We start from the raw sequence: 22,612 nt of genomic DNA, 5'->3' as shown, positions 1-22,612 counted from the left end.
AGCACGATCCGACCATCCCTTGGAGATACTGAATGATCAACGCCCGCCGCACCATTGCCGCCATCGCTTTCGCTGCTCTTCCCGTCCTGAGTGCCTTCGGGGCGGCGTCCGTTGCGCATGCCGAGCCGATCGGCCCGAACGGGCCCACCGGTGGCCCCTGCCCGATCGTGAACACGGACTCGCAGGGCAACGAGACAGTGACGTACGGCAAGCCCGGAGACCGCAACGGCGCCCTGGTGTGCGGTGCGGACGGTGAATGGACGGTGGGTAAGGCCGGCGGTTTCAAGGGCGGCCCCGGACAGATTCAGACTCAGCCCGGACTCTCACGCGGGTGAGCAGGGCATGAACTCGCTCGGTTGAACGTTCCCGGCGAGCATTGACGGACGGGTCAGAGGTATTCGTGGCGGTGTCCGCATTCGAGACCGTCGGGCGCTGATCGTGGGCATCGATTCATGCAGTGGAAGACGCGATACCGCTTGCCCGGGGGTAGCGACGCGAAGCCGGCATGGGCGTCCTTGATTTCGTATCCGATCGGACCGCGGCAGAACGAACAGGTCTTGGTCTCGTCGGTTCCGGTCTCCATCCATCGATCGTAGGGCGGTTCACGGTGGGGAAGTCAGGAATCTCGCGTTCGGTCTGCCGCGGGTGACCTCAGGTCGTGGACGTCGCCAAGATGTGTTTGAGGCCGGCGAGGTCTGTCGTCGCGCCGAGGTCGGCGATCGTCACACCCGATAGTGATGCGCGCCAAGCCTGTTCGGCACCGGCCATGACTTTCGCGATGCCGCATGCAGAGCGGCACTGCTCTGGAGGGGCGGCGAGCACTCCTTGTCGTCGGATTTCGGTGCACCGAAAGGCGGGCTCGGTTCCGTCGACGGCCTGGACGACGTCGAGGACGGTGATGGCCTCGGGTGCGCGGGTCAGGACGTATCCGCCATCGCGCCCCTCGGTGGGGTGGACGAGGCCGGCACGTGCGAGCGACTGCAGGTGCTTGGCGAGGTATGTCTTCGACACACCGTGCAGTTCGGCCAGCCGGGCAGTGGGTACCGGGCTTTCGGCCTGGCTGAGAACGACGCAGCAGTGAAGTGCCCACTCCACACCGCCGGAAAGCTTCATGGCCACGACTCTATCCACGCCCCTGTGTCGGTGTTGCGGGGTGGTACTGCGTCATTGTTTCAGGCGTGTTCGCGCAACCACTGGTCCAGAGTGGTCGGTGCGATCCAGGCATTGGCGCCAGGTGTCGGAGTGATCGCAGCGTCATCGAGTTTGGCGCCGAAATAACCGGCATCGGGGTCGGTGGTCACGGTCCGCTGGTCGCCGGTCGAGGCGAACAGCCGTCGAACGAGTGCATCGATGCCGAGCGGTTCCGGCCCGGCAATCTCGACCGTGCCGCCGAGTGGGGCGCCGACGGCGACCTCGGCTACCCGGGTGACGACGTCGTGCGAGGCGATCGGCTGAAGGTGTGCCGGGGTCGCGTGGACGGTGTCGCCGACAGTGCCTGCGTCGGCGATGCCGGCGATGAACTCGAAGAACTGCGTCGATCGCACGATCGAGTAGGGGATGGGGCCGGACTTGACCAGATCCTCCTGGGCGACTTTGGCGCGCATGTATCCGGAGTCGGGGAGCCGGTCGGCGCCGACGATGGACAGGACGACATGGTGCCGGACGCCTGCCGCCTCTTCGGCGGCGAGCAGGTGGTTCGTCGATTCGCGGAAGAAAGCCAGGACGTCGTCGTCTTTCCATGACGGCGAGTTGGTCAGGTCCACGACGACGTCGGCGCCCTCCACAGCCTCCGCGACGCCCTTGCCGGTGGTGGTGTCGATGCCGTCGCCGCGACCGAGTGCAGCGACGTCGTGACCGGTCTCGGTCAGCTTCGATGCGACCTGACTCCCGATGAGTCCGGTTCCGAAAATGACGATCTTCATACCCGTCTCCTAACGTGGATTTATATTGTCCTAGTTTACTCGGATGGTAGGTGTCCGAGTCAAGGGTTGTGTATGTTCCGTGCGCCGGGCCGGGGGTGGGCTTCCTCGTCCTTCGTGGTAGAGCTATGCATGCAGCGACGGCGAGAATCAAATCTGTTCTGGTGCAGGGACTATGTCGAACCGGCATCGAGACCAATGCCGGTCGCCGATGAGTCGCCCATCGGGGGTGTCTCTGGGGGTCGCTCCACGAAGTCCTTGATCAGCGAGTCCTTCACACCGAACACGCTGTCCCCGCATTCGAATTGCGGGTCACCCAACCGCCCGCGGACGTCGCAAAGCTCTAGCGCTCCGCGATATCACACCGGCGCGGACCCTCGCACACCGGAGAACATCGCCGCCGGTCTCGCAGGGCTCTTCGCAGCATTTCCCGACGCGCAATGGAACCTCGATGACACGCTCCTCGATGGCAACGGTGCGGCGGTGACCTACGCACTGTCCGGTCACTCGAATAGCCGCCTGGGCCCGTACGAGCCGAAAGGGCAGAGTGTGCACCTGGCCGGAGTGCAGATGCTGGAAGTGAAAGGCAACCACATCATTACCAGCACCGACTATTGGGACGGCGGTGCCCTTCATTGCCAGCTGAGCACGGCATGAATCTTCAATGCGACTTCAGCCCTTCCGCTTTCGGATGATCTCCGTCGACTCCTGGGCCTTCGCCCGCTTCTCCGCCCGCCGCTCCTCGGGTGTGCGTGCGGACTGTTTCGAACTCGTGACGGCGGATTTGTCAGCCATTGTCGCTCCATCTTCGAGAGTGGCAACCACGAACTGATCCCGACCATACCCAGGAAAGTAGATAAGTCCACTTCGGTATCCGACTCGAACGTCGTGCCGAGCTGGAAGCATCCTTCCGTGAGATCCCAAGAACCGCAGGAACGCTCACGAACTTGCTTATTCCTGGGCGGTGGCTATGGTGCATGCAGGCATCAACGGCATCTACCGGAGGACTGAAATGTGAATGCAGCTACCGATCGTCAATGGGCGGTTCGTGACGCTGTTCTGCGTTGGCTTCTCGCGAAGACCACGGAAGGGTACCGAAGTCCGATTCTGGACGCGGATGCCGTCGGTGAGACCGTGAACTGGGCGCCCGCGCCCCTGACTCGGGACGAAGTGGCCGATGCGTCGAATTACCTCTACCGGGAAGGGTATGTGACAGGGGTGCCGGTGATGGGTATCGGAATTCCGCGCCCGATGTTGACGGTGGCCGGGCGGCGCGTCGCCAAGACGGAAAGGCCGCTGCGCCGGGCGATGCGCAGTCACGACGTCGTGAGCTAGCGGCAGCTCGCTCCGCCCGTCGACGCACCAGCTATCGCGTCACCTGTGCAGACGAGAGCGAGGTGCGGGTGCACGAGATTGCCGTCGCCCGTAGCCTTCGGCGGCGGGGGAGTCGGGCCGTCACAGGTCGGCCGGCTCCCCGCGCCTCGATCGGATGGCTCACGGCGCAGTCAGGCCCTCGATGACGGCCGCGGTGGTGTCGGCGATCGCCTGGTTGTTTCCCTGCGCGTCCTGCTGATTGGTGAGACTGTCGGTGAGGATGGCGAGGACGAGGGGTGCGCCGTCCGGACTCCACGCGACACCGGCATCGTTGGCGGTGCCGAACCCGCCGCCACCGGTCTTGTCGGCGGCAGTCCACCCGGTCGGCAGACCGGCGCGCATTCGCTTGTCCGACGTCTTGCTCGCCCGCATCCACTCGAGGAGCTGATCGCGGCTCGCCGCGTCGAGGGCGTCTCCGAGGAGCAGTGCCCGGAAACCCTGCGCGAGGCCGTTGGGTGTCGTCGTGTCCCGGGGATCGTCGCGGAATGCGGTGTTGAGTTCGGTCTCCCACCGGTCCAGTCGTGTGCTCCCGTCGCCGACGTCCCGGGCGAGTGCGGTGATCGCCTGCGGCCCGCCGATCTCCCGGAGTAGGTAGTTCCCGGCGGTGTTGTCGCTCTGCGTCAGCGCTGCTTCGGCGATCTGCCCCAACGTCATCGGGGTTCCGACCGCTGCGGCGGTGACCGGCGAGTTCTCGACGAGGTCGCCGGGTTCGATCACGACCGTCTTGTCGAGTGACGTCGATCCGTCCTCGGTCTTGCGCAGAACCGCCGCGGATGCGTAGGCCTTGAAGGTCGAGCACATCGCGAACCGTTCGTCGCCCCGGTGGCTGTAGATCTCGCCGGTCGCGGGATTGACTGCCGTCACTCCGATCCGCGTGGAGTACTGCGTCTCCAGGGCGTCGATCGTCGCGTCGAGGGACCGGCGATCCGGTATCGCGGCCACGGACGTGGTGGGCTGGGCTTGCTCCGCGGTGGCCGTGCACGCCCCGAGCAGCAGGGGCAGCGCCAGCGCGAGAGCGACGGCACCTCGGCGACCGGTGCGCCTGGGCTTCGGATGATTTCGGTGTGTGGGCATGGATCAAATGTCGGATGCGGACACTCATAGCGCAAAGACGAAAGCGGCGTCGTCGCGAGTCGGGTGCGCTATCACCCCAGTTCAGGACAACGTTTTATGTCAGGGAAACGGTGGCGTCGCCCGACGTGGGCGGTCGGAACTGGTTCAATGGTCGCCATGGACCTGCTCCGCCACCTCAGTTTCTTTGTCGCCGTTGCGGAGGAGGGACATTTCGGCAACGCCGCATCCCGGCTCGGGATGACGCAGCCGCCGCTGTCACAGGGAGTGCGGCGGCTCGAACAGCGACTCGGCGCGGAGCTGGTCCAGCGCAGTGCCCGCGGAGTCGGACTCACCGACGCCGGACGCCAATTGCTCCCGCGTGCGCGACTTCTCGTCGCCGACGCCGCCCGATTCGAGGACGAAGCGCACCGCATCGCCGGCGGTCGCGACGCGGTGGTGCGATGGGGTGTCCCGCACTCGGTGGCCGACGGTGTGGTGGTGCGGTGTGTCCGTGCCCTTCGCGACGCGGACGAGACCCGGCCCACCCGGGTGGTGACGACCACGGCGCCCACCACCGAACTCGTGGACGCCGTCCGTACGGGCAGTCTCGACGTCGCCGTGGTCGAGCATCCCGCTCTGCTCACCGGTCTCGACAGCGGGCCGGTGCTGAAGCTTCGGCGGTGGGTGGTGGTGCCGGACGACCACCCGGCCGCGGTCGCGAAGAAGGCACAGGTCCGGATGCTGCGCGGGCTGGCGTTGGCCACCGGTCCACGCTCGGACAATCCACCTGCCCACGACCTGTTCGTCGACTTGTGGCGGGTCCGGGGGCTGGACCCGGGCATCGTGATCGCACCGGGTCCGCGAGAGATTCTCACGCACGTGGCCGCGGGCGGTCATTTCGGGGTGACGGCGACGGCACCGACGGTGATGCCGGGTGTGGCCTGGGTCGATCTGCTGCGCGAAGACCTCGCGCTGCGTCTGCGCATCGTCTGGCGATCGGGGACCGACGTCGCACCGTCCGCTGCCGCCCTCGACCGGGTGCTGCTGAGGGCCGATCGATGACCCCGCCGGCGGCGAAGCGGATCCGTGACGTCTTCGCCGACGCCGGGTGCACCGGATGGCTGCACGCCCGCCGCGTCGGGACCCCGACCGGCGACGCGGGTGACATCGCGGTCGGCGCGGACGACCTCGTGGTTCTGGCGTCGGTCTACAAACTTCCGCTACTCGTAGCCCTGTGCCGTGCTTTCGAATCCGGGGAGTTGTCGCCGACCGCGACCGTCCGGGTCAATCCGGCCGACTGCACTCCGGGGCCGACGGGGGTGTCGACGTTCCGTGATCCCGTCGTGCTGAGCTGGCGGGATCTGGCGATGTCGATGATGACCGTGTCCGACAACGCCGCCGCCGACCTCGTCCTCGGGCAGGTGGGACTGGCGAGCGTCGAGCGCATACTGTCCGAGCTGGGCATGACGAGCACGCGCATCCTCGGCGGCACAGCGGATGCGCACCGCAGCCTGGTGATCGACGCCCATGCGCACACCACCGCGGAAGCATTCGCGGCGCTGGCCGACAATGACGAGGCGTGGACCGTGTCCGCCTACGACCCGTCGTATGCGAGCGCGACGACTCCGCGGGAAATGACCTCGCTTCTCGACGCGATCTGGACCGGAAGGGCGGTGCCCGGGCCGCAGGGCGAGTTCGTCCGGCACGTGATGTCCGCGCAGATCTGGCAGCACCGTATCCGGTCCGGGTTCCCGTATTCCGAGGTGGACGTTGCCGGGAAGACCGGAACCATCGGCGCCATCCGCAACGAGGTGGCCGTCGTGACGTTTCCCGGTGAGATTCCCGTCGCGGTCGCCGTCTTCACCCGCGCCGCCCGAACCGATCCCGTACTACCGGTGGTCGATGCCGCGATCGGGCACGCCGCCCGGATCGCGGTGACCGAACTCCGCTCCGGCCGCGTCGACTGAGGTACTCAGCCCGGATAACGCCGGGGCGTGAACACCCTGGTCCCGTGTTCGTTCTCGACGACGGTCGTCATGGAGGAGCCCACGATGAGCAGGCACCGCATGTCGATCTCGGCCGGGTCGAGGTCCGCGAGCCGCACGACCCGCACCGACTCCTGCGCGCCGGCCACGTCGCGGCCGATGATCACCGGGGTGTCGGGGGAGCGGTGCTCGAGAACCAGGTCGCGCATCGCGGCGACCTGCCAGGTGCGTGACTTCGACGCCGGGTTGTAGACGGCGAAGGCCATGTCGGCGCTCGCGACCGCGGAGATGCGCTGCGCCACCACGTCCCACGGCTTGAGCCGGTCCGACAGCGACAGGACGGCGTAGTCGTGCCCGAGGGGCGCGCCGACCCGGCTCGCGACGGCGTTCGCGGCGGTCATGCCGGGTAGGATGCGCACGGGGACGCCGCGCCACTGCTCCTCGGCCGCGACTTCCAGCACCGCGGCGGCCATCGCGAACACACCCGGGTCGCCGGACGACACGACGGCGACGCGGGCGCCGTTCTTCGCCAGGTCGAGTGCCATCGCGGCGCGTTCGGCCTCGACGCGGTTGTCGCTGGAGTGGCGGCGCTGGCCGGGACGTTCGGGGACCCGGTCGATGTAGGGGCCGTAGCCGACGAGGTCGGTGGCGAGCGACAGTTCGTGCTGCACTTCCGGTGTCGTCCAGGCCTGATCGCCGGGACCGAGCCCGACGACGACGAGTTCGCCTTGCGGTGCCGCGTCGTCGCGGCGGGCGTTCGTCGGGCTGGGCACGATGGCGATCGAGAAGTAGGGGACGTCGCTGTCCGAGACGTCGTCGGCGGCGTCGATCTTCTGCCTGGTCGTGCTGGCCCGTTCGACGTACCACGTCTCGTCGATGCGGCCGGAGTCCTTCAACGCCTGCCGGACGGCCGGGTAGGTGCGTCCGAGCTTCAGGATGGCGGCGGCGTCGGTCTCCCGCAGGCGCCGCGTCAGCTCGCCGGGCGGCAGCGTTCCGGGCAGGACGGTCAGGATTTCCTCGCCCTCGACCAGCGGCATCGCCAGTGCGGCGGATGCGGCGCTGATCGACGTGACCCCGGGAATGACTTCCGCCTCGAAGCGCTGCGCCAATCTCTTGTGCATGTGCATGTAGGAGCTGTAGAACAGCGGGTCGCCCGCCGCGAGGAGCGCGACCGAACGGCCGGCGTCGAGGTGGGCGGCGAGTCGCTGCGACGCCTCCTCGTAGAACTCGTCCATTGCCCCCTGGTAACCGCCGGGATGGTCGACGGTCTCGGTGGTGACGGGGTAGACGAGGTGCTCCTCGATCTGTCCCTCACGCAGGTACGGCGCCGCGACCGCGCGGGAGATGCTCTTGCCGTGCCGGGCGCTGTGGAACGCCACCACATCGGCCTCGGCGATGACCCGCGCGGCCTTGACCGTCACCAGTTCCGGGTCACCCGGTCCGATGCCGACGCCCCACAGTTTGCCGGTCACGCGCTCTTCGGAGCTCATTCGACCTCGCTCGCAATCGCATTCAGCGCCGCAGCCGTGATGGCACTGCCACCCCGGCGGCCGCGGACCACCAGATAGTCGAGTCCGCTCGGGTGCTCGATCAACGCTTCCTTCGACTCCGCGGCACCGATGAAACCGACCGGACCGCCCACGATCGCGGCGGGCCGGGGTGCACCGGATTCGATCATGTCCAGCAGGTAGAACAAGGCGGTCGGGGCGTTGCCGATCGCGACGACGGCACCCTCGAGTTTGCTGCCCCACAATTCGAGCGCGGCCGCAGAGCGGGTGTTCCCGATCTGCTCCGCCAGCACCGGGACCCGGGGGTCGCGCAGGGTGCAGAGCACCTCGTTGTCTGCGGGGAGACGCTTCCGGGTGACGCCTGCCGCCACCATCTGCGCGTCGCACAGGATCGGGGCGCCGCCCGCCAGCGCCGCGCGGGCGGCCTTCACGACGCCGGGGGTGAACGCGACGTCGTCCACGAGGTCGACCTGACCGCTCGCGTGGATCATGCGGACCACGGCCTGCGAGACGTCCTCGGGAAAGGCACTGAGATCCGCCTCGGCGCGGATCGTGGCGAAGGACTGGCGGTAGATCTCCGCGCCGTCTCGGATGTACTCGATCATTCGCTCACGATAGAGGCACCGCGGTCACGGCTCCTCCACCCGGTAACCCGTCTCCGTGGCGACGACGTCGGCGACCTCCCCCTTGGGTCGCCCGCAGCACCGCTCGCAGCCCGACCAGTGCTGCCGGCCCTCCACCGGGAGTTCGCCGCGCGCGACGGCATCCCGCGCGTCGGACCGCACGTCGGCGAGCGCCCTCTCGCATCCGGGCTGCCCGGTGCAGGCACTGACGTTCAGCCAGGGGGAGTTCTCGTCGAAGATCAGGCCCATCGGGGCGAGGACCCGGACGACCTGCTCGGCGGACCACTCGTCGAGATCGCACAGCAGCACCGATTTCCACGGCGTGACGATCACCGGCTTCTCGACGGCGGCGAGGAACTCGGCCAGCCGGGCGTCGAGGATCCCGAACGCGAGACCGCCGCCGAGGGTCACGTTGCCGTCCGGTTGGTCCAGCCATCCGATCGGTGCCCGATGCTCGTCGAACCCGCTCACCGGGTCGGCGGTCGGTGCGAGCGTCAATGCCGACAGGATCCGTTCGACCCCGTCGGCGATCTCGGACAGCCGCCAGTGCTGATCGCGCAATTCCAGGAAGACGCGGGCGGCGTCGAGGAGCACCGCCACCGATTCCGTCGTCGTGATCCGGGCGCCGCTGTCGCGACCGGCGAGAACCAGGGCGACCTCCGTCTCGCTGACCGCATGGACGCCGAAATCGCCGCCGAGCGCCGACACGTCGCCGCGCCCGTCGTCGAGAGTGAACAGGGTGCGGCCGGGGAGGTCTGCCAACGCGGAGTCCGCGCACAACGTCCGGTCGAGTTCGTCGACCAGATCCCGCAGATCCGCGAGACCACCGATCCGGCCGGTCAGCGGCGAGACGAGGATGTTGCGGACCCGCTCGTGCGTCTCCGACGGCAGGAGACCTGCGTCGGCGAGGCGCCGGGCGAACTCCCGCGGGTCGCGGACCGCCCGCAGTTGCGCGTTGCCGCGGGAGGTCAGTTCGATCTCGCCGTTCCCGAGGTCGCGGGCCGATTCCGCGAGGGTCTGCAGCTGGGGGGAGGTCAGCACACCTCCGGGAAGGCGCACCCGCGCGAGCGCACCGTCCGCGGCCTGGTGGACCTGCAGCGCGCCGGGGCATGCATCGGGGCGGGAACGGGAGTCGACCATGGTCCCAGGTTACGTCCGGCCCCGGGTAGCATCTCCAGCACTTGCGACAGCAGGAGAGGAAGCCGGTGAAAATCCGGCGCGGTCGCGCCACTGTGAGCTCGCCGAAACCGGTGGGCGAGCCAGACCCTCACCTGCCGTCCTCCGACCTACGGTTCCGCACAGAACCACTGCCACGGGGCGCGACACCCCCAGGAAGGCTCCACACGTGATCCTGCTGCTCTCCACCTCCGACACCGACCTGCTCAGCGCACGCGCCAGCGGGGCGGACTACCGCTGGGCCAACCCGGCACGGCTGCTGGTCGAGGAGGATCTGCCGGGACTGCTCGACGGCGCCGACCTGGTCGTGGTGCGCATCCTCGGCGGCCGCCGGGCGTGGGAAGAGGGCCTCGACGCGGTCCTGGCCAGCGGACTGCCCGTGGTGGTCCTCGGCGGCGAGCACGCCCCGGACGCCGAGCTGATGGAGTGCTCGACGGTCACCGCCGGTGTGTCGGCGGAGGCGCACAACTATCTCGCCGAGGGCGGCGCCGACAACCTCGCCCAACTGCACCACTTCCTGTCGGACACCGTGCTGCTGACCGGTCACGGTTTCGAGGCGCCGATCCACCTGCCGAGCTGGGGCGTCGCGCCGTTCGCTCCCGCTGCGAACCCGGAGCGCCCCACGATCGCCGTTCTCTACTACCGCGCCCAGCACCTGGCCGGGAACACCCGCTACATCGAGGCGCTGTGCGACGCCGTCGACGCGGCGGGCGGCACCCCGCTGCCGATCTTCTGCGCGTCGCTGCGCACCGCCGAACCGGAGTTGCTGAACACTTTGCGCCGGGCGGACGCGATGGTGGTCACCGTGCTCGCCGCCGGCGGCACCAAGCCGGCCGGGGTCTCGGCAGGTGGCGACGACGAGGCGTGGGACGTCGCCGCGCTGGCCGCGCTGGACGTGCCGATCCTGCAGGGTCTGTGCCTGACCAGCAGCCGTGAGTCGTGGGAGTCCAACGACGACGGATTGTCGCCGCTCGACGTCGCCACCCAGGTCGCGGTCCCCGAGTTCGACGGTCGGCTGATCACGGTGCCGTTCTCGTTCAAGGAGATCGACGCCGACGGTCTCTCCACCTACGTTCCGGACGCCGAGCGCGCCTCCCGGGTGGCGGGCATCGCCGTCCGGCACGCCCGACTCCGGCACATCCCCGCATCCGACCGCCGGATCGCTCTGATGCTGTCGGCGTATCCGACGAAGCACGCCCGCATCGGCAACGCCGTCGGTCTCGACACCCCGGCCAGTGCGATCCGGTTGCTCACCGAGATGCGGACCGCCGGATACGACCTCGGCCCGGCGGACGGGCCGGATTCCGTGCCGGGTCTCGCCGCCCAGGACGGCGACGCGCTGATCCATGCCCTCATCGCCGCCGGCGGACAGGACCCGGACTGGCTGACCGCGGAGCAGCTCGAGGGCAACCCGATCCGGATCTCCGCCGCCCGCTACCGCGAGTGGTTCTCGGCGCTGCCCGCGGAACTGCGCGAGGGCGTCGAGGAGCACTGGGGACCGGCGCCGGGCGAACTGTACGTCGACCGCTCGCAGGATCCTGCCGGTGAAATCGTGATCGCCGCAATGCAGTTCGGGAATCTCGTGCTGATGGTGCAGCCGCCGCGCGGGTTCGGGGAGAAGCCGGTCGCGATCTACCACGATCCGGACCTGCCACCGAGCCACCACTACCTCGCCGCCTACCGGTGGATCGCCGCGGAAACCGCCGCCGGCGGTTTCGGCGCCGACGCGGTCGTCCACCTCGGCAAGCACGGAAACCTCGAATGGCTGCCCGGCAAGACGCTCGGCATGTCCGCGTCGTGCGGCACCGACGCCGCGCTGGGCGACCTGCCGCTGATCTACCCGTTCCTGGTCAACGATCCGGGCGAGGGCACGCAGGCCAAGCGCCGCGCCCATGCGACGCTCGTCGATCACCTGATCCCGCCGATGGCCCGCGCCGAGAGCTACGGCGACATCTCACGACTCGAGCAGCTCCTCGACGAGCACTCGAACATCTCCGCGCTCGACCCGTCCAAGCTGCCTGCCATTCGCCAGCAGATCTGGACGCTGATGCGTGCCGCCAAGATGGATCACGACCTCGGACTCGAGGAACGGCCCGACGAGGACGTGTTCGACGACATGCTGCTGCACGTCGACGGCTGGCTGTGCGAGATCAAGGACGTCCAGATCCGTGACGGCCTCCACATCCTCGGTGCGGCCCCCCGCGACGACGCCGAGGTCGAACTGGTGCTCGCGATGCTGCGCGCCCGGCAGATGTGGGGCGGCGAGCAGAACGTGCCCGGACTCCGGGAGGCGCTCGGCCTCAGCGAGGACGGCGACGAATCCCGCACCCGCGTAGACGACATCGAGCAGCAGGCGCACGCACTGGTGCAGGGGATGCACGACGCCGATTGGGAACCTGAGGCCGCCGACACCCTCACCGAAGATGTCACCGTCGCGAAGATCCTGCGTTTCGCCGCCACCGAGGTGGTGCCCCGGCTTCGCGAGACCGACAACGAGATCGGCCAGGTGCTGCACGCGCTCGACGGCGGATTCATCGCCGCCGGGCCGAGCGGTTCGCCGCTGCGCGGGCTGATCAACGTGCTCCCGACGGGCCGCAACTTCTACTCCGTCGACCCGAAGGCCGTGCCGTCCCGGCTCGCCTGGGAAACCGGCCAGGCGATGGCCGAATCGTTGCTGGACCGGTACAAGTCCGATCACGGTGAGTGGCCGCGTTCGGTGGGCCTGTCCGTGTGGGGCACGTCCGCGATGCGCACCTCCGGCGACGACATCGCGGAGGTCTTCGCGCTCCTCGGTGTGCGGCCGGTGTGGGACGAGGCGAGCCGCCGCGTGGTGAACCTCGAGGTGATCGACCTCGAGGAGCTCGGCCGGCCGCGCATCGACGTCACGGTCCGGATCAGTGGCTTCTTCCGTGACGCGTTCCCGCACGTCCTGGCGCTGCTCGACGACGCCGTCCGGCTTGTCGCGGCGTTGGACGAACCGGCGGAGAGCAACTTCGTGCGCGCACATGCGCAGGCGGACCTCGCCGAGCACGGCGACGAACGGCGCGCGACCACCCGCATCTTCGGGTCGAAGCCGGGCACCTACGGGGCCGGACTGCTGCAGCTGATCGATTCCAAGAGCTGGCGCGGCGACGCCGACCTCGCCGACGTGTACACCACGTGGGGTGGGTTCGCGTACGGCCGCGGACTCGACGGTGCGCCCGCCGCCGACGACATGCGGACCGCGTACCGTCGAATCACCGTGGCGGCCAAGAACACCGACACCCGCGAACACGACATCGCCGATGCCGACGACTACTTCCAGTACCACGGCGGAATGGTCGCGACCGTGCGGGCGCTCACCGGAAAGTCACCCGAGGCGTACATCGGCGACAGCACCCGTCCGGAGTCTGTGCGCACCCGAACCCTGTCGGAGGAGACGTCCCGGGTTTTCCGCGCCCGCGTCGTGAACCCGCGGTGGCTCGAGGCGATGCGCCGCCACGGCTACAAGGGTGCGTTCGAGATGGCGGCCACCGTCGACTACCTGTTCGGATACGACGCCACCACTAACGTCGTCGCCGACTGGATGTACGAGAAACTCGCCGAGTCGTACGTGCTCGACGACCAGAACCGCAAGTTCATGGAGCAGTCCAACCCGTGGGCTTTGCACGGCATCGCCGAACGCCTGCTCGAGGCGGCCGAGCGGGACATGTGGGAGCACCCCGATCAGCAGACCCTCGACGGCCTGCGGCAGGTGTATCTCGAGACCGAAGGCGAACTCGAAGGGGACTGACCCACCGTCCGGGCTTCGCGGTTCGGTCTAGCATGGGGCCGGTGACCACAGAATTCGACCGGGTGTCGTCCGCGAAGTATGTCCTGCTCACCACGTTTCGGAAAGACGGCACTCCGGTGGCGACGCCGCTCTGGGCCGCCGCCGACGGTGAGCGTCTGCTGATGTGGACGGTCACCGACTCCTACAAGGTCAAACGGATCCGCCGCAACCCGGAGGTGACGGTGGCTGCGTGCGATGCTCGCGGCAAGCCGAAGGGGCCCGAGGTTCCCGCCCGCGCCGTCATCCTCGACGCCACCGACACCGATCACACGCGGGACGTGATCGCCCGCAAGTACGGCATCCTCGGCTGGCTCACGATGAAAGGCAGCCTCCTGCGCCGAGGAAAGACCGGCACCATCGGGCTCGCCGTCACGGCCGACGACCGGTAGGCAGGGGCCTCCATCGAACCGACAACGTGATCCGAACGCGGCGTCGTCGAACAGTCGGTTGCCGAAACCGTCCAGGCGGCGGGCAACAATAGGTCTCGTGATCGGCTGAACGAGCCAACGAGTTACGGTCACGAGTATGCCGACAGATACGCGCGACTCGGAGGGGCGTCCCAATGTCGTCGCTCATGTTGCGGTCGCCCTGGACGGGGCCACGACGGGCTTCGAGCCGGATGTGGGCCGGTTCTACGAACTCGCGGCGACCTGGCGAGAAGACGTGACCCTGGTGGGGGCGGACACGATTCTGGCGCAGGAGCAGGCGTTGGCTGCCGCTCCCCGGCCCGGCCCGCTCGAGGGCGGGCCGCTGCTGGCCGTTGTCGACAGCCGGGGACGCGTCGACGACTGGGTGTGGGAGGCGCTGCGGGACGTCGGACACTGGTCGGAGGTGCTCGCTTTGCACGCCGAGGCCACCCCGCCTCGCGGAGGTGGCTGCCCGGTGCAGGAGTTGGTGACAGGTACCGAGCGTGTGGATCTGGCTGCTGCTCTGGAGATCCTCGGCGGGCGCGCCGGTGTGGAGGTCGTGCGGGTGGATAGCGGGGGTGCGCTGATCGGCGTTCTGCTCGGCGCTGGGTTGCTGGATGAGGTGAGCCTGCTCGTCCACCCCCGGCTGCCTGGTGTGCGGACACATCGTCTGTGGCACGGATCGGCACCGGCAGCGATCCGGTTCGACCTCATCGCGAGCCGTGCCTTCGAAGACGGCCTCGTCTGGCTCCGCTATCGGCCCGCGCGATGAGGGGGCGGGTCGGCTCTTCGCGGAACGGGTATGTGGCACCGCATCTTCGGTGACCGGTCACAGGAGTGTGCGGAGATGGTCGGCGATCATGCGCTGAGCGGTGTCCGGGGTGTCGGTGTCGCCGAGCAGAACGTGCATCGCCGCGCCGTCGACAAGTGCGTGCAGGCGCATCGCCTCGGTGTCGACGTCGATGTCCGGCGCGATCAGGCCCCGTTGAGCGAGGCCGGTCAGGATCGCGGCGCAGGCACCGCGGAGCTGCCGTTGGGCGTCGAGGGCGATCTCCTTCAGCAGGGGATGGGCGGGGCTTTCCGCGACCAGGGCCAGGTTCACTTCCATTTCGCAGCGTCGGCGGTCGTCGAGGGGGAGGACTTCGTCCAGCACCGCGAGAGCGCGCTGCCACGGGTCGGTGATCGAGGCGTGGGTCTGTGCTCGTTCGCGGACACGCGTTGCGACGAGCCGCATCGAATAGGCGAGGAGTTCGGCCTTGCTGGCGAACACGTGTCGGAGCGATCCGCTCGAGATTCCGGCCTCCGCGGCAACATCCCGGACGGACACGGCGCCGATGCCCTCGCGTTGGATCACCCGCCACACGGCCTCGGCGATCTCCTGCTGCCGTCGGTCGTGGTCGATGAGCTTCGGCACTCTGCCATGTTAACACGACCGTGTTAGCATGAGCGCTTGCTAGCACGATCGTACTAACAAGTACTGGAGGGCTGAAGGCATGACGTCGCAACTGTCGAGTTCCCACCGCTATGCCGCGCTCGACGTCATGCGCGGTGCGGCCATCCTGGGCACTCTCGCCACCAACATCTGGATCTTCACCAACGTCGGGGGTCTGGTGGGGTATATCAACGGCACCGGACGAGCCACCGGCGGATGGGCCCCGGTGCAGGCGGTACTGCAGCAGTTCGCGCAGGGCAAGTTCCTCGGCCTGCTCACCATCATGTTCGGCATCGGACTGGTCATTCAGCAGCGCTCCGCGCAGCGACGGGGCCGGCGGTGGCCGGGCGGCTACCCGTGGCGTGCGGGGCTGCTGATGCTCGACGGAGCACTGCATTATCTGCTGTTCACCGAGTTCGACGTCCTGACCGGATACGCCCTCACCGGATTGATCGTCGCCTTCATCCTGACCACAGGCATTCGCGCGCAACGCGTCTGGGTGGCGTGTGCCGTGACCGTCCACGCGGCGATGCTCGGCCTCGTCGTCGCGGCATTGTCCTCGGCGCCCGCGCGGGAGCCCCAGCCGCTGTCACCGAACCCCTATGCGGACGGCAGCTTCTGGGATCTCGTCGTCTTCCGCGCCGACCACGTGTTGCTGTTCCGACTCGAGGTGCTCTTCATCTTGCCGCTGTCGATCGCCCTGTTCCTCGTCGGCGCACACCTCTACGGTGCGCGCGTCCTCGACCCGGACCGCGGCGACTTGCGTCGGCGCCTGATGGTCGCGGGCCTGGCAATCGCACTTCCGCTGGACTTCGCGCTCGGATTGTTCGGCGGAGACGTAGGCCTGATCCTCGGCAGGTACGGGACCGCTCCGGTGGTGGCGTTGGGGCTACTCGCCGCGATCGCGCACCGCTACGCCGACGGACGCGAACCCGGCCCGGCCGGTCGGGCGCTCTCGGGAGTCGGCCGCACTGCGCTCAGTTGCTATGTGCTGCAGAACATCCTGTGCTCGATCGTCTGCTACGGCTGGGGATTCGGCCTCGCGGCCCGGTTGAACGGCGCCACCGTCGTTCCGGCGACCATCGTGTTGTTCGGTGCCGTCTCGGCGACGCTGATCGTCGTGTCACGCCTGTGGTTGCGGCGGTTCGATCGGGGGCCACTCGAATGGCTCACACACCGGGGCTACCAGCGTCTCACCCGGGCGGACAGGAACGGTGTCACCGCGCCAGTAGCGTCGTCCATTCCTTGAACTCGAGGGCGTACGACGGTGCGGGCGTCGTCACGGAGGGGCACGGCTGTCGCCGAGTCGCCAACTCCACCAACGACTTCGCTGCCCGCATCACGCTGACGTGGTGATGCCGGGAGACGTCGAGCAATTCCTCGAACGCCTCGGCGTCGCCGTAACCGCGGGTGGCGATGAGGATGCCTTTCGCGGTGGCGAGAACCTCGCGTCCGTCGGGGTGACGGTGCGGAATCGGATGTGCGGGCGGTGCGGCCTCGAGTACGTCGTTCGACACGGTGATCTCCTGGGTTGTGGTGCTTCGCTGATGTCTGGGCGCGGTCATACCGCTGCCACCATCAGTGCCGTGGCGAGGGCGACGATCAGTCCTCCTGTCGCGGCGGCGAGAACTGAACCGGTGATGATGCCGATTCCGGTGGCGCAGACGAGGCAGACGAACGTCGTCAGTGCCACGTCGGCGAGAGCGAACCGTCTCGTGACCTTGGTGTGGTCGTGGAGCAGTTCGCGGGTGGTGGTATCGGAGTGCATGAAACCTCCTGGTCAGACGGGCAAGGGACGTACTCGGCGCATGCGCCGGCCACGCGGCGCTACGGTGAGTTTCGGCCCCGTTCTCTGGAGACCTGAATATGACATGCGCGGCGAAACTGCTCTGGAGTGAGCAATCTCATATGCGCGATGTCTGCAGCATTTATAACGGAAACAGTACGGGCTGTCACCTAGACGAGCGTCCGCATAGGATCCGCGACTCAGAGCGCCTTGCTGACCGACGACATGTGGAAGTCCGGGACACGCAACGGCGGCATCGCGGTTCGGGTGAACCAGTCCTTCCATTCCCGGGGCAGCGTCCGCTCGGTGGCTCCGCCCTGGGTGACCCTCCGCAGCAGGTCGAGGGGGCTCTCGTTGAACCGGAAGTTGTTCACGGCGCCCGTGACCTTCCCGTTCTCGACGAGGTAGACACCGTCCCGCGTCAGTCCCGTGAGCAGCAGGGTGGCGGGGTCGACCTCCCGGATGTACCAGAGGGTGGTCAGCAGCAGCCCGCGTTCGGTCTCGGCCACCATCTGATCGAGTGACACCGAACCGCCGGCGTCGAGGATCAGGTTGTCGCCGGGCACGGTCACGTCGGCGCCGAATTCCTTCGCCGCCGCCCGCGGGTACGCGAGCGCATTGACGGTGCCGTCACGGATCCAGTCGACCCGGCCCGCGTCCATCCCGTTGTCGAAGACGGACACCGATTCGGACGACGACCCGGTGACGACGAACGGTGTGTATTCCACGCCGAGCGCGGCCGGATCGGAGTAGAGGGTGAGGGGCAGCGCACTCAGCTTCTCCCCGATGCGGGTGCCCCCGGGCGCCGACAGGGCGGAGTGCCCTTCTTCCGCGGCCCGGCCCTCCATGGTCCACATGAGGTAGATCATGAGGTCCGCGACCGCGGACGGCGGCAGGATCGTCTCGTAACGGCCGGCGGGCAACTCCACCCGGTTGCGGGCCCAGTCGAGGCGCGTCGACAGGTCCTGGAGCAACTTCACGCTGGCCACATCCGTGAAGTCCTTGGTGCTGGTGCCCACCCAGGCGCTGGCGTCGCCGCGTTTGCCGTTGATCTCGACCGACCCGGTCGGCTGGGCGAACCGGCGCCGGATCCCGGTCGACGTGCCCAGCCAGGTGGTGTGCAGCTGGTGGTGGGCGAAACCGTAGAGCTGGTCGCTGCCGTCGAAGCCCATGCTCAGATCCTGGGCGAGCTGTTCGAACGCGCCGATCTCGGTGCGCTCCGCCGAGTCGTCCCACCGCTCGTCGGTGTCGGTGCCGGTGAGCAGCGGCATCGCGTCCGATGCGGGTGTGGCTGCGCGGGCGGCGATTTCGGCCGAGCGGACCACGCCGTCGATGTCGGCGGCGTCGACGGAGGCGGACGTGACGATGCCGACCCTCGCGTCCTCGCCGGCCCGGACGATCGAGATGACGGTCCAGCTGCGCGACGTGGACACCCCGTTGGTGGTCATCGAGTTGCCTGCCCACCGCAGGGACGCCTCGCTGGCATCGGTGACGATCACGATGGTCTCGTCCACGGTGGCCCGGGCGAGGACCTGCTCCACGAGTTGCTGCGGTGCGATCATCGGCCGCCTTCCGTCCGAGTGTTCAGTACGTTGACGCCGCGGAAGAGTGCCGACGGGCAGCCGTGGCTGACGGCCGCGACCTGGCCGGGTTGCGCCTTGCCGCAGTTGAAGGCGCCGCCGAGCTGCCAGGTGGAGCGGCCGCCGACGGCCTCCATCGAACCCCAGAAGTCCGTGGTCGTCGCCTGGTACGCGACGTCGCGGAGTTGCCCGTCGAGCTTCCCGCCGCGGATGCGGTAGAACCGCTGACCGGTGAACTGGAAGTTGTAGCGCTGCATGTCGATCGACCAGGACTTGTCGCCGACGACGTAGATTCCGTCCTCCACACCGGAGATCAGGTCGTCGGTGCTGCGGTCGGTGTCGGGATCGGGCTGCAACGACACGTTGGCCATCCGCTGAATGGGGACGTGATGCGGCGAGTCGGCGTACGAGCAACCGTTGGAACGCGCCAGCCCGAGCCGGGGCGCGAACGCCCGGTCCAGCTGGTAGCCGACGAGAATCCCGTCGGCCACCAGGTCCCAGGACTGGGTTTCGACGCCTTCGTCGTCGTAGCCGATCGTGGCGAGACCGTGCCGCTCGGTGCGGTCCGCGGTCACGTGCATGATCGGCGTCCCGTAGCGCAGCGTGCCGAGCTTGTCGGGGGTGGCGAACGACGTGCCGGCATACGCGGCCTCGTAGCCGATGGCGCGGTCGTACTCGGTGGCGTGCCCGACGGATTCGTGGATCGTCAGCCACAGGTTCGTCGGGTCGATCACCAGGTCGGTGGGGCCGGGTACCACGGTGAGGGCCTTCACCTTCTCGGCCAGCAGGTCCGGCATCCGGGCAAGTTCGTCGGTCCAGTTCCACACCCCGTCGCCGGCGACGTACTCCCATCCGCGGCCGACAGGGGGAGCGAGGGTGCGCATCGTCTCGAAGACGCCGGCCGACTGGTCGACGGTGGTGGCTTCGAGTTGCGGATGCAGCCGCACCCGCTGCTGCACGATGGACGATCCGGCGAGATCGGCGTAGAACGTCTGCTCCTTCACCTGCAGGCATCCGGCGGTGACGTGGTCGACGCCGTCGGATCCGAGTAGCCTGCGGGAGTATTCACCGAGCAGCGAGATCTTGTCCGAGGCGGGAACTTCGAACGGATCGACGTCGTAATCGGACACCCAGTGGACATCCGTGTGCACCGGTTCGGCGGCGAGTTCGACGTGCTCCCGGTTCAGTCCACGCAACGCCCGGGCGACCGCGACGGCCTGTTCCGCGGTCGCGGCGGCGGTCGCCGGCGTCAGCTCGGCATGCGAGGCGAAACCCCAGGTGCCGTCGACGACGACACGCACCGCGAAGCCGAGTTCGCTGGTGTCCACTGCCGACTGCACCTCACCGTCGCGCAGCCGCAGCGACTGGCTGGTCAGCCGATGCACGCGCAGGTCGGCGTGCGACGCACCCGCCGCGCGGGCAGCGGCGAGTGCCGCGTCCGCCAGCGAACGCAGGGGGAGGGCAAGGAATTCCGGATCAACCTGTCGTGGAGCCGTCACCTGGACCACCGTAGTCGGTCGCTCAGCCGAATTGCTGCCAACCCAACCGGATCACCATCGCGATCACCACGATCAGCAGGGTGATCCGGACGAATCCGGCGCCCTTGCTCAAGGCCATTCGCGAACCGATGACCGCGCCGATCACGTTGCAGACCGCCATACCCAGACCGAGTGCCCACAGCACGTGGCCGGTGGCGGCGAAGAACACCAGCGCACCGAGATTCGATCCCAGATTGATCACCTTCGCCATCGCCGCGCTGCGCACGAACTCCGTGCCGAGGAACGTGGCGAAGCTGATGATGAGGAATGTTCCGGTGCCCGGCCCGAACAGGCCGTCGTAGAAACCGAGGAGCCCGGCAGACAGCAGGACGACTGCGACGACCTTCCGCCGTGTCGGCGGATCCTTCGCCAGCGTGGTCCCGAGCTGCGGACGGATCGTCACGAAGACGGCGACGCCGACGAGTACCGCCATGATGAGCGGGATGAAGACGTCCTTGTCGATGCGCGACACCGTTGCCGCGCCGAGCGCGGACGCCACCGCCGCGAGTAGGCCGGCGGGAACCAGCAGCCGCCAGTTCATGGGGATCCGGCGCGCGAACGTGACGACGGCGGCGGAGGTGCCGGTGAACGCGGTGAGCTTGTTGGTGGCCAGCGCCGCCTGCGGCGTCAGCTGCGGTGCGACGAGAAACAGTGCGGGAATGAGGATCAGTCCGCCGCCGCCGACGACGGCGTCCACCCACCCGGCGGCCGTCGCGGCGGTGAGAAGAAGCGCCCAGTCACCCACATTCATGGTGCAGACTCAACCACACCCACCCTGAGGTACTTACGCTGTGCACATGCGGAGGTTCAGTCTGTGGCTGCGAGGAAAGCCGACGGTTGCGGACTCGATGTTGGCGGCGATCCTGTTCACCCTCGAGGTGTTCGTGTTCACCGCGTCGGGAGACCGCTCGCCGTGGGTGCAGCTGGTCATGGGTTTCCTGCTGTGCCTGCCGATCGCGTGGCGTCGGAAGTACCCGCGGGCGGCGGCCGGTGCCGTTCTGGTGACGTCGATCACGATCACCTTCATCAGTTATTCGATCGGTGACCTCGACGCCGAACATCCCGGTCTGCTGGCCCTTGCCGTTGCCCTCTATACGCTCGTCGCCTACGTCGACCGCCGCACGGCCGCGGTGTACGCGGTGGGCCTCGCCGTCGATTCGGCCCTGTCGATCTGGTTGCTGGAACAGGAACTGGTGGCGGCCGGACTGTTTTCCGTCCTCGTCTTCGCGCTCTCCTGGATCACAGCGGAGTTCCTCGGCGCCCGCCGGGCCTACGACGAGGAGGTCGCCGCACGCCTCGTCGTCGCCGACTACGACCGGGATCGCCGCGCCGAGGACGCGGTGGCCGCCGAGCGGACCCGGATCGCCCGGGAACTGCACGACGTGGTCGCGCACGCCGTGAGCGTGATGATCGTGCAGGCCGACGGCGCGTCCTACGCCCTGAAGACCAACCCCGACATCGCGAAGCAGGCGCTCACCAACATCGCGAGCACCGGGCGGGAGGCCCTGGCGGAACTGCGGCGCACCGTCTCGCTGTTGCGCACCGAACCGGCGACCGACGACATGCCCCAGCACGGCACGGCCGGCCTCGCCCGGGTGGTCGACATGATGCGCAGCGCCGGCCTGCCCGTGGAACTCGAACTGACGGGGGAGCTGGACGACATCAGCCCCGCGGTCAGCCTCGGCGTCCACCGGCTGGTCCAGGAATCGCTGACGAATGTGCTGCGGCACGCCGGGGAACGTCCGCGCGCGAAAGTGCGGGTGCGGCGCCGCGAGACGGACGTGCTCGTCGAGATCACCGACAACGGCAACTCGTCCGGACAGTTCTCGCTCGGGTCGGGCAACGGGCTGCTCGGCATGCGAGAGCGGGTCGCCGTCCTGCACGGCACCCTCGAGGCGGGACGGCAGACCGACGGCAGTTGGCGGGTCACCGCGGAGCTGCCGCTCGAGCTGGAGGACTGAGCGGCCCCGGTCACTCCGTCTCCGGTGGCGCTGCTTCCTCCGGCTGGTCGAGGACGCTGACGGTGACGCCGTAGGGGAGGAACCGCACCGACCGGTGGGGATCCGTGTTGTGCTTGTGCGCGCGGAGCGCATCGAGTTCGGTGGCATACACCTGCTCGACACGTGCGACGCCCTCGTCGTCGAGCGTGTAGATCGCCCACACACCGTCACCGGTCTCGCCGGCGGTTTCCGGCTTCGACGCGCCGCGCGGCGAGCGGGCGAAGTCCGCGAACACGCCCGTCCACGGAATCTGAGAATCCGCCTGGTCCAGGAACCTGACGATCCGGTCCTTGACGCCCTGCAATTCCTCGCCGGCCTCACGGATCACGCGGTCGAGATCGTCGGGGTCGAACCCGAACGGCCTGTTGTCGCCCATCACTGTCTCCTGACTTCGGCGGGACATCTCCAGTGTGGCCGCGG

At 68.3% G+C, this 22,612-nt stretch carries 25 protein-coding genes, 1 pseudogene and 1 riboswitch; of the genes and pseudogenes, 10 read left to right on the top strand and 16 right to left on the bottom strand.

What is annotated here, in order from left to right:
• The first annotated feature begins 32 nt into the window (after positions 1-32).
• Positions 33-335 (top strand): hypothetical protein, encoded by a 303-nt coding sequence (locus ACNJ7E_RS30820; RefSeq protein WP_105421629.1) that lies wholly within the window; start codon positions 33-35, stop codon positions 333-335.
• Positions 336-388: 53 nt separating this feature from the next.
• Here ACNJ7E_RS30820 and ACNJ7E_RS30815 read toward each other — a convergent pair whose 3' ends face one another.
• From ACNJ7E_RS30815 to ACNJ7E_RS30800, 4 genes and pseudogenes are all read right to left on the bottom strand, one after another.
• Entirely contained in the window at positions 389-583 is a 195-nt protein-coding gene (locus ACNJ7E_RS30815; protein WP_005246414.1) for a hypothetical protein, read from the bottom strand.
• A gap of 68 nt (positions 584-651) precedes the next feature.
• Positions 652-1,113 (bottom strand): RrF2 family transcriptional regulator, encoded by a 462-nt coding sequence (locus ACNJ7E_RS30810; RefSeq protein ID WP_061040931.1) that lies wholly within the window; start codon positions 1,111-1,113, stop codon positions 652-654.
• A 59-nt stretch (positions 1,114-1,172) separates the two neighbouring features.
• The gene (locus ACNJ7E_RS30805) at positions 1,173-1,922 is read right to left on the bottom strand and encodes an SDR family oxidoreductase (RefSeq protein ID WP_418341719.1); all 750 of its coding nucleotides are present in this window, start codon (positions 1,920-1,922) and stop codon (positions 1,173-1,175) included.
• 147 nt (positions 1,923-2,069) lie between these two features.
• Positions 2,070-2,236 (bottom strand): annotated as a pseudogene (locus tag ACNJ7E_RS30800) (hydroxyquinol 1,2-dioxygenase); the annotation flags it as partial.
• Between ACNJ7E_RS30800 and ACNJ7E_RS30795 the strand changes: the two are divergent.
• A complete protein-coding gene (locus ACNJ7E_RS30795) occupies positions 2,178-2,576 on the top strand; it encodes an ester cyclase (RefSeq protein ID WP_418341718.1) in 399 nt (132 codons plus the stop codon). The pseudogene ACNJ7E_RS30800 and the gene ACNJ7E_RS30795 overlap by 59 nt on opposite strands.
• A 15-nt stretch (positions 2,577-2,591) precedes the next feature.
• Here the strand turns inward: ACNJ7E_RS30795 and ACNJ7E_RS30790 are convergent, their stop codons facing one another.
• Positions 2,592-2,714: a hypothetical protein gene (locus tag ACNJ7E_RS30790; protein ID WP_280784463.1), complete on the bottom strand. Its 123-nt coding sequence runs from the start codon at positions 2,712-2,714 to the stop codon at positions 2,592-2,594.
• Positions 2,715-2,933: 219 nt separating this feature from the next.
• Here ACNJ7E_RS30790 and ACNJ7E_RS30785 point away from each other — a divergent pair, with 219 nt between their 5' ends.
• The gene (locus tag ACNJ7E_RS30785) at positions 2,934-3,254 is read left to right on the top strand and encodes a serine recombinase (protein WP_280784462.1); all 321 of its coding nucleotides are present in this window, start codon (positions 2,934-2,936) and stop codon (positions 3,252-3,254) included.
• A 159-nt stretch (positions 3,255-3,413) separates the two neighbouring features.
• Here the strand turns inward: ACNJ7E_RS30785 and bla are convergent, their stop codons facing one another.
• Positions 3,414-4,367, bottom strand: a complete 954-nt coding sequence (gene bla, locus ACNJ7E_RS30780) for a class A beta-lactamase (protein WP_280784461.1) — start codon at positions 4,365-4,367, stop codon at positions 3,414-3,416.
• 147 nt (positions 4,368-4,514) lie between these two features.
• Between bla and ACNJ7E_RS30775 the strand changes: the two genes are divergently transcribed.
• Both ACNJ7E_RS30775 and ACNJ7E_RS30770 read left to right on the top strand, forming a co-directional pair.
• Positions 4,515-5,408 (top strand): LysR family transcriptional regulator, encoded by an 894-nt coding sequence (locus tag ACNJ7E_RS30775; protein ID WP_418341717.1) that lies wholly within the window; start codon positions 4,515-4,517, stop codon positions 5,406-5,408.
• Positions 5,405-6,313, top strand: a complete 909-nt coding sequence (locus ACNJ7E_RS30770) for a serine hydrolase (RefSeq protein ID WP_280784459.1) — start codon at positions 5,405-5,407, stop codon at positions 6,311-6,313. Before ACNJ7E_RS30775 ends, ACNJ7E_RS30770 begins: the two co-directional genes overlap by 4 nt.
• 5 nt (positions 6,314-6,318) lie before the next feature.
• On the opposite strand, the gene ACNJ7E_RS30765 is transcribed toward ACNJ7E_RS30770, so the two are convergent.
• The 3 genes from ACNJ7E_RS30765 to cobG are packed head-to-tail and all read right to left on the bottom strand — an operon-like array spanning position 6,319 to position 9,602.
• Complete coding sequence (locus tag ACNJ7E_RS30765; protein ID WP_418341716.1) at positions 6,319-7,821, bottom strand: precorrin-2 C(20)-methyltransferase; 1,503 nt, start codon at positions 7,819-7,821, stop codon at positions 6,319-6,321.
• Positions 7,818-8,444, bottom strand: coding sequence for a precorrin-8X methylmutase (locus ACNJ7E_RS30760; RefSeq protein ID WP_005246397.1), 627 nt, complete (start codon positions 8,442-8,444; stop codon positions 7,818-7,820). The genes ACNJ7E_RS30765 and ACNJ7E_RS30760 overlap by 4 nt, the downstream gene beginning before the upstream one ends.
• A gap of 24 nt (positions 8,445-8,468) precedes the next feature.
• Entirely contained in the window at positions 8,469-9,602 is a 1,134-nt protein-coding gene (gene cobG / locus ACNJ7E_RS30755; protein ID WP_418341715.1) for a precorrin-3B synthase, read from the bottom strand.
• Positions 9,603-9,608: 6 nt separating this feature from the next.
• Positions 9,609-9,751, top strand: a riboswitch (cobalamin riboswitch).
• A gap of 56 nt (positions 9,752-9,807) precedes the next feature.
• On the opposite strand from cobG, the gene cobN reads away from it, so the two are divergent.
• From cobN to ACNJ7E_RS30740, 3 genes are all read left to right on the top strand, one after another.
• Complete coding sequence (gene cobN, locus ACNJ7E_RS30750; protein WP_280784456.1) at positions 9,808-13,410, top strand: cobaltochelatase subunit CobN; 3,603 nt, start codon at positions 9,808-9,810, stop codon at positions 13,408-13,410.
• Between the two features lie 32 nt (positions 13,411-13,442).
• On the top strand, positions 13,443-13,838 hold the full coding sequence (locus ACNJ7E_RS30745) for a PPOX class F420-dependent oxidoreductase (RefSeq protein WP_283332492.1): 396 nt from the start codon (positions 13,443-13,445) through the stop codon (positions 13,836-13,838).
• A 136-nt stretch (positions 13,839-13,974) separates the two neighbouring features.
• Positions 13,975-14,628, top strand: coding sequence for a dihydrofolate reductase family protein (locus ACNJ7E_RS30740; RefSeq protein WP_418341714.1), 654 nt, complete (start codon positions 13,975-13,977; stop codon positions 14,626-14,628).
• A 57-nt stretch (positions 14,629-14,685) separates the two neighbouring features.
• Here ACNJ7E_RS30740 and ACNJ7E_RS30735 read toward each other — a convergent pair whose 3' ends face one another.
• Positions 14,686-15,270 carry a TetR/AcrR family transcriptional regulator gene (locus tag ACNJ7E_RS30735; protein WP_280784453.1) on the bottom strand — a complete coding sequence of 195 codons (585 nt, stop codon included), beginning with the start codon at positions 15,268-15,270 and terminating at the stop codon, positions 14,686-14,688.
• A gap of 79 nt (positions 15,271-15,349) precedes the next feature.
• On the opposite strand from ACNJ7E_RS30735, the gene ACNJ7E_RS30730 reads away from it, so the two are divergent.
• Positions 15,350-16,537, top strand: coding sequence for a DUF418 domain-containing protein (locus ACNJ7E_RS30730; protein WP_280784452.1), 1,188 nt, complete (start codon positions 15,350-15,352; stop codon positions 16,535-16,537).
• Here the strand turns inward: ACNJ7E_RS30730 and ACNJ7E_RS30725 are convergent.
• The 5 genes from ACNJ7E_RS30725 to ACNJ7E_RS30705 form a co-directional block, all read right to left on the bottom strand.
• On the bottom strand, positions 16,506-16,853 hold the full coding sequence (locus tag ACNJ7E_RS30725) for an ANTAR domain-containing protein (RefSeq protein ID WP_280784451.1): 348 nt from the start codon (positions 16,851-16,853) through the stop codon (positions 16,506-16,508). The two genes, ACNJ7E_RS30730 and ACNJ7E_RS30725, sit on opposite strands and share 32 nt — an antisense overlap.
• Positions 16,850-17,056, bottom strand: coding sequence for a hypothetical protein (locus ACNJ7E_RS30720; RefSeq protein WP_280784450.1), 207 nt, complete (start codon positions 17,054-17,056; stop codon positions 16,850-16,852). The genes ACNJ7E_RS30725 and ACNJ7E_RS30720 overlap by 4 nt, the downstream gene beginning before the upstream one ends.
• Positions 17,057-17,274: 218 nt before the next feature.
• Entirely contained in the window at positions 17,275-18,636 is a 1,362-nt protein-coding gene (locus ACNJ7E_RS30715) for a metallopeptidase TldD-related protein (protein ID WP_280784449.1), read from the bottom strand.
• On the bottom strand, positions 18,633-20,153 hold the full coding sequence (locus ACNJ7E_RS30710; RefSeq protein ID WP_280784448.1) for a TldD/PmbA family protein: 1,521 nt from the start codon (positions 20,151-20,153) through the stop codon (positions 18,633-18,635). Before ACNJ7E_RS30710 ends, ACNJ7E_RS30715 begins: the two co-directional genes overlap by 4 nt.
• Before the next feature lie 22 nt (positions 20,154-20,175).
• Positions 20,176-20,943: a TSUP family transporter gene (locus ACNJ7E_RS30705; RefSeq protein ID WP_011593477.1), complete on the bottom strand. Its 768-nt coding sequence runs from the start codon at positions 20,941-20,943 to the stop codon at positions 20,176-20,178.
• A gap of 46 nt (positions 20,944-20,989) precedes the next feature.
• On the opposite strand from ACNJ7E_RS30705, the gene ACNJ7E_RS30700 reads away from it, so the two are divergent.
• Entirely contained in the window at positions 20,990-22,153 is a 1,164-nt protein-coding gene (locus ACNJ7E_RS30700; protein ID WP_280784447.1) for a sensor histidine kinase, read from the top strand.
• Between the two features lie 10 nt (positions 22,154-22,163).
• Here the strand turns inward: ACNJ7E_RS30700 and ACNJ7E_RS30695 are convergent, their stop codons facing one another.
• Positions 22,164-22,568, bottom strand: a complete 405-nt coding sequence (locus ACNJ7E_RS30695) for a hypothetical protein (RefSeq protein WP_005246369.1) — start codon at positions 22,566-22,568, stop codon at positions 22,164-22,166.
• Positions 22,569-22,612: the final 44 nt, after the last annotated feature.

Origin of the sequence: Rhodococcus mengyinensis, assembly GCF_048381435.1 — a bacterium.
GTDB lineage: Bacteria > Actinomycetota > Actinomycetes > Mycobacteriales > Mycobacteriaceae > Rhodococcus_F > Rhodococcus_F opacus_D.
The sequence above is the reverse complement of the archived record's forward strand: the minus strand, read 5'-3'. Positions and strand labels throughout refer to the sequence as shown.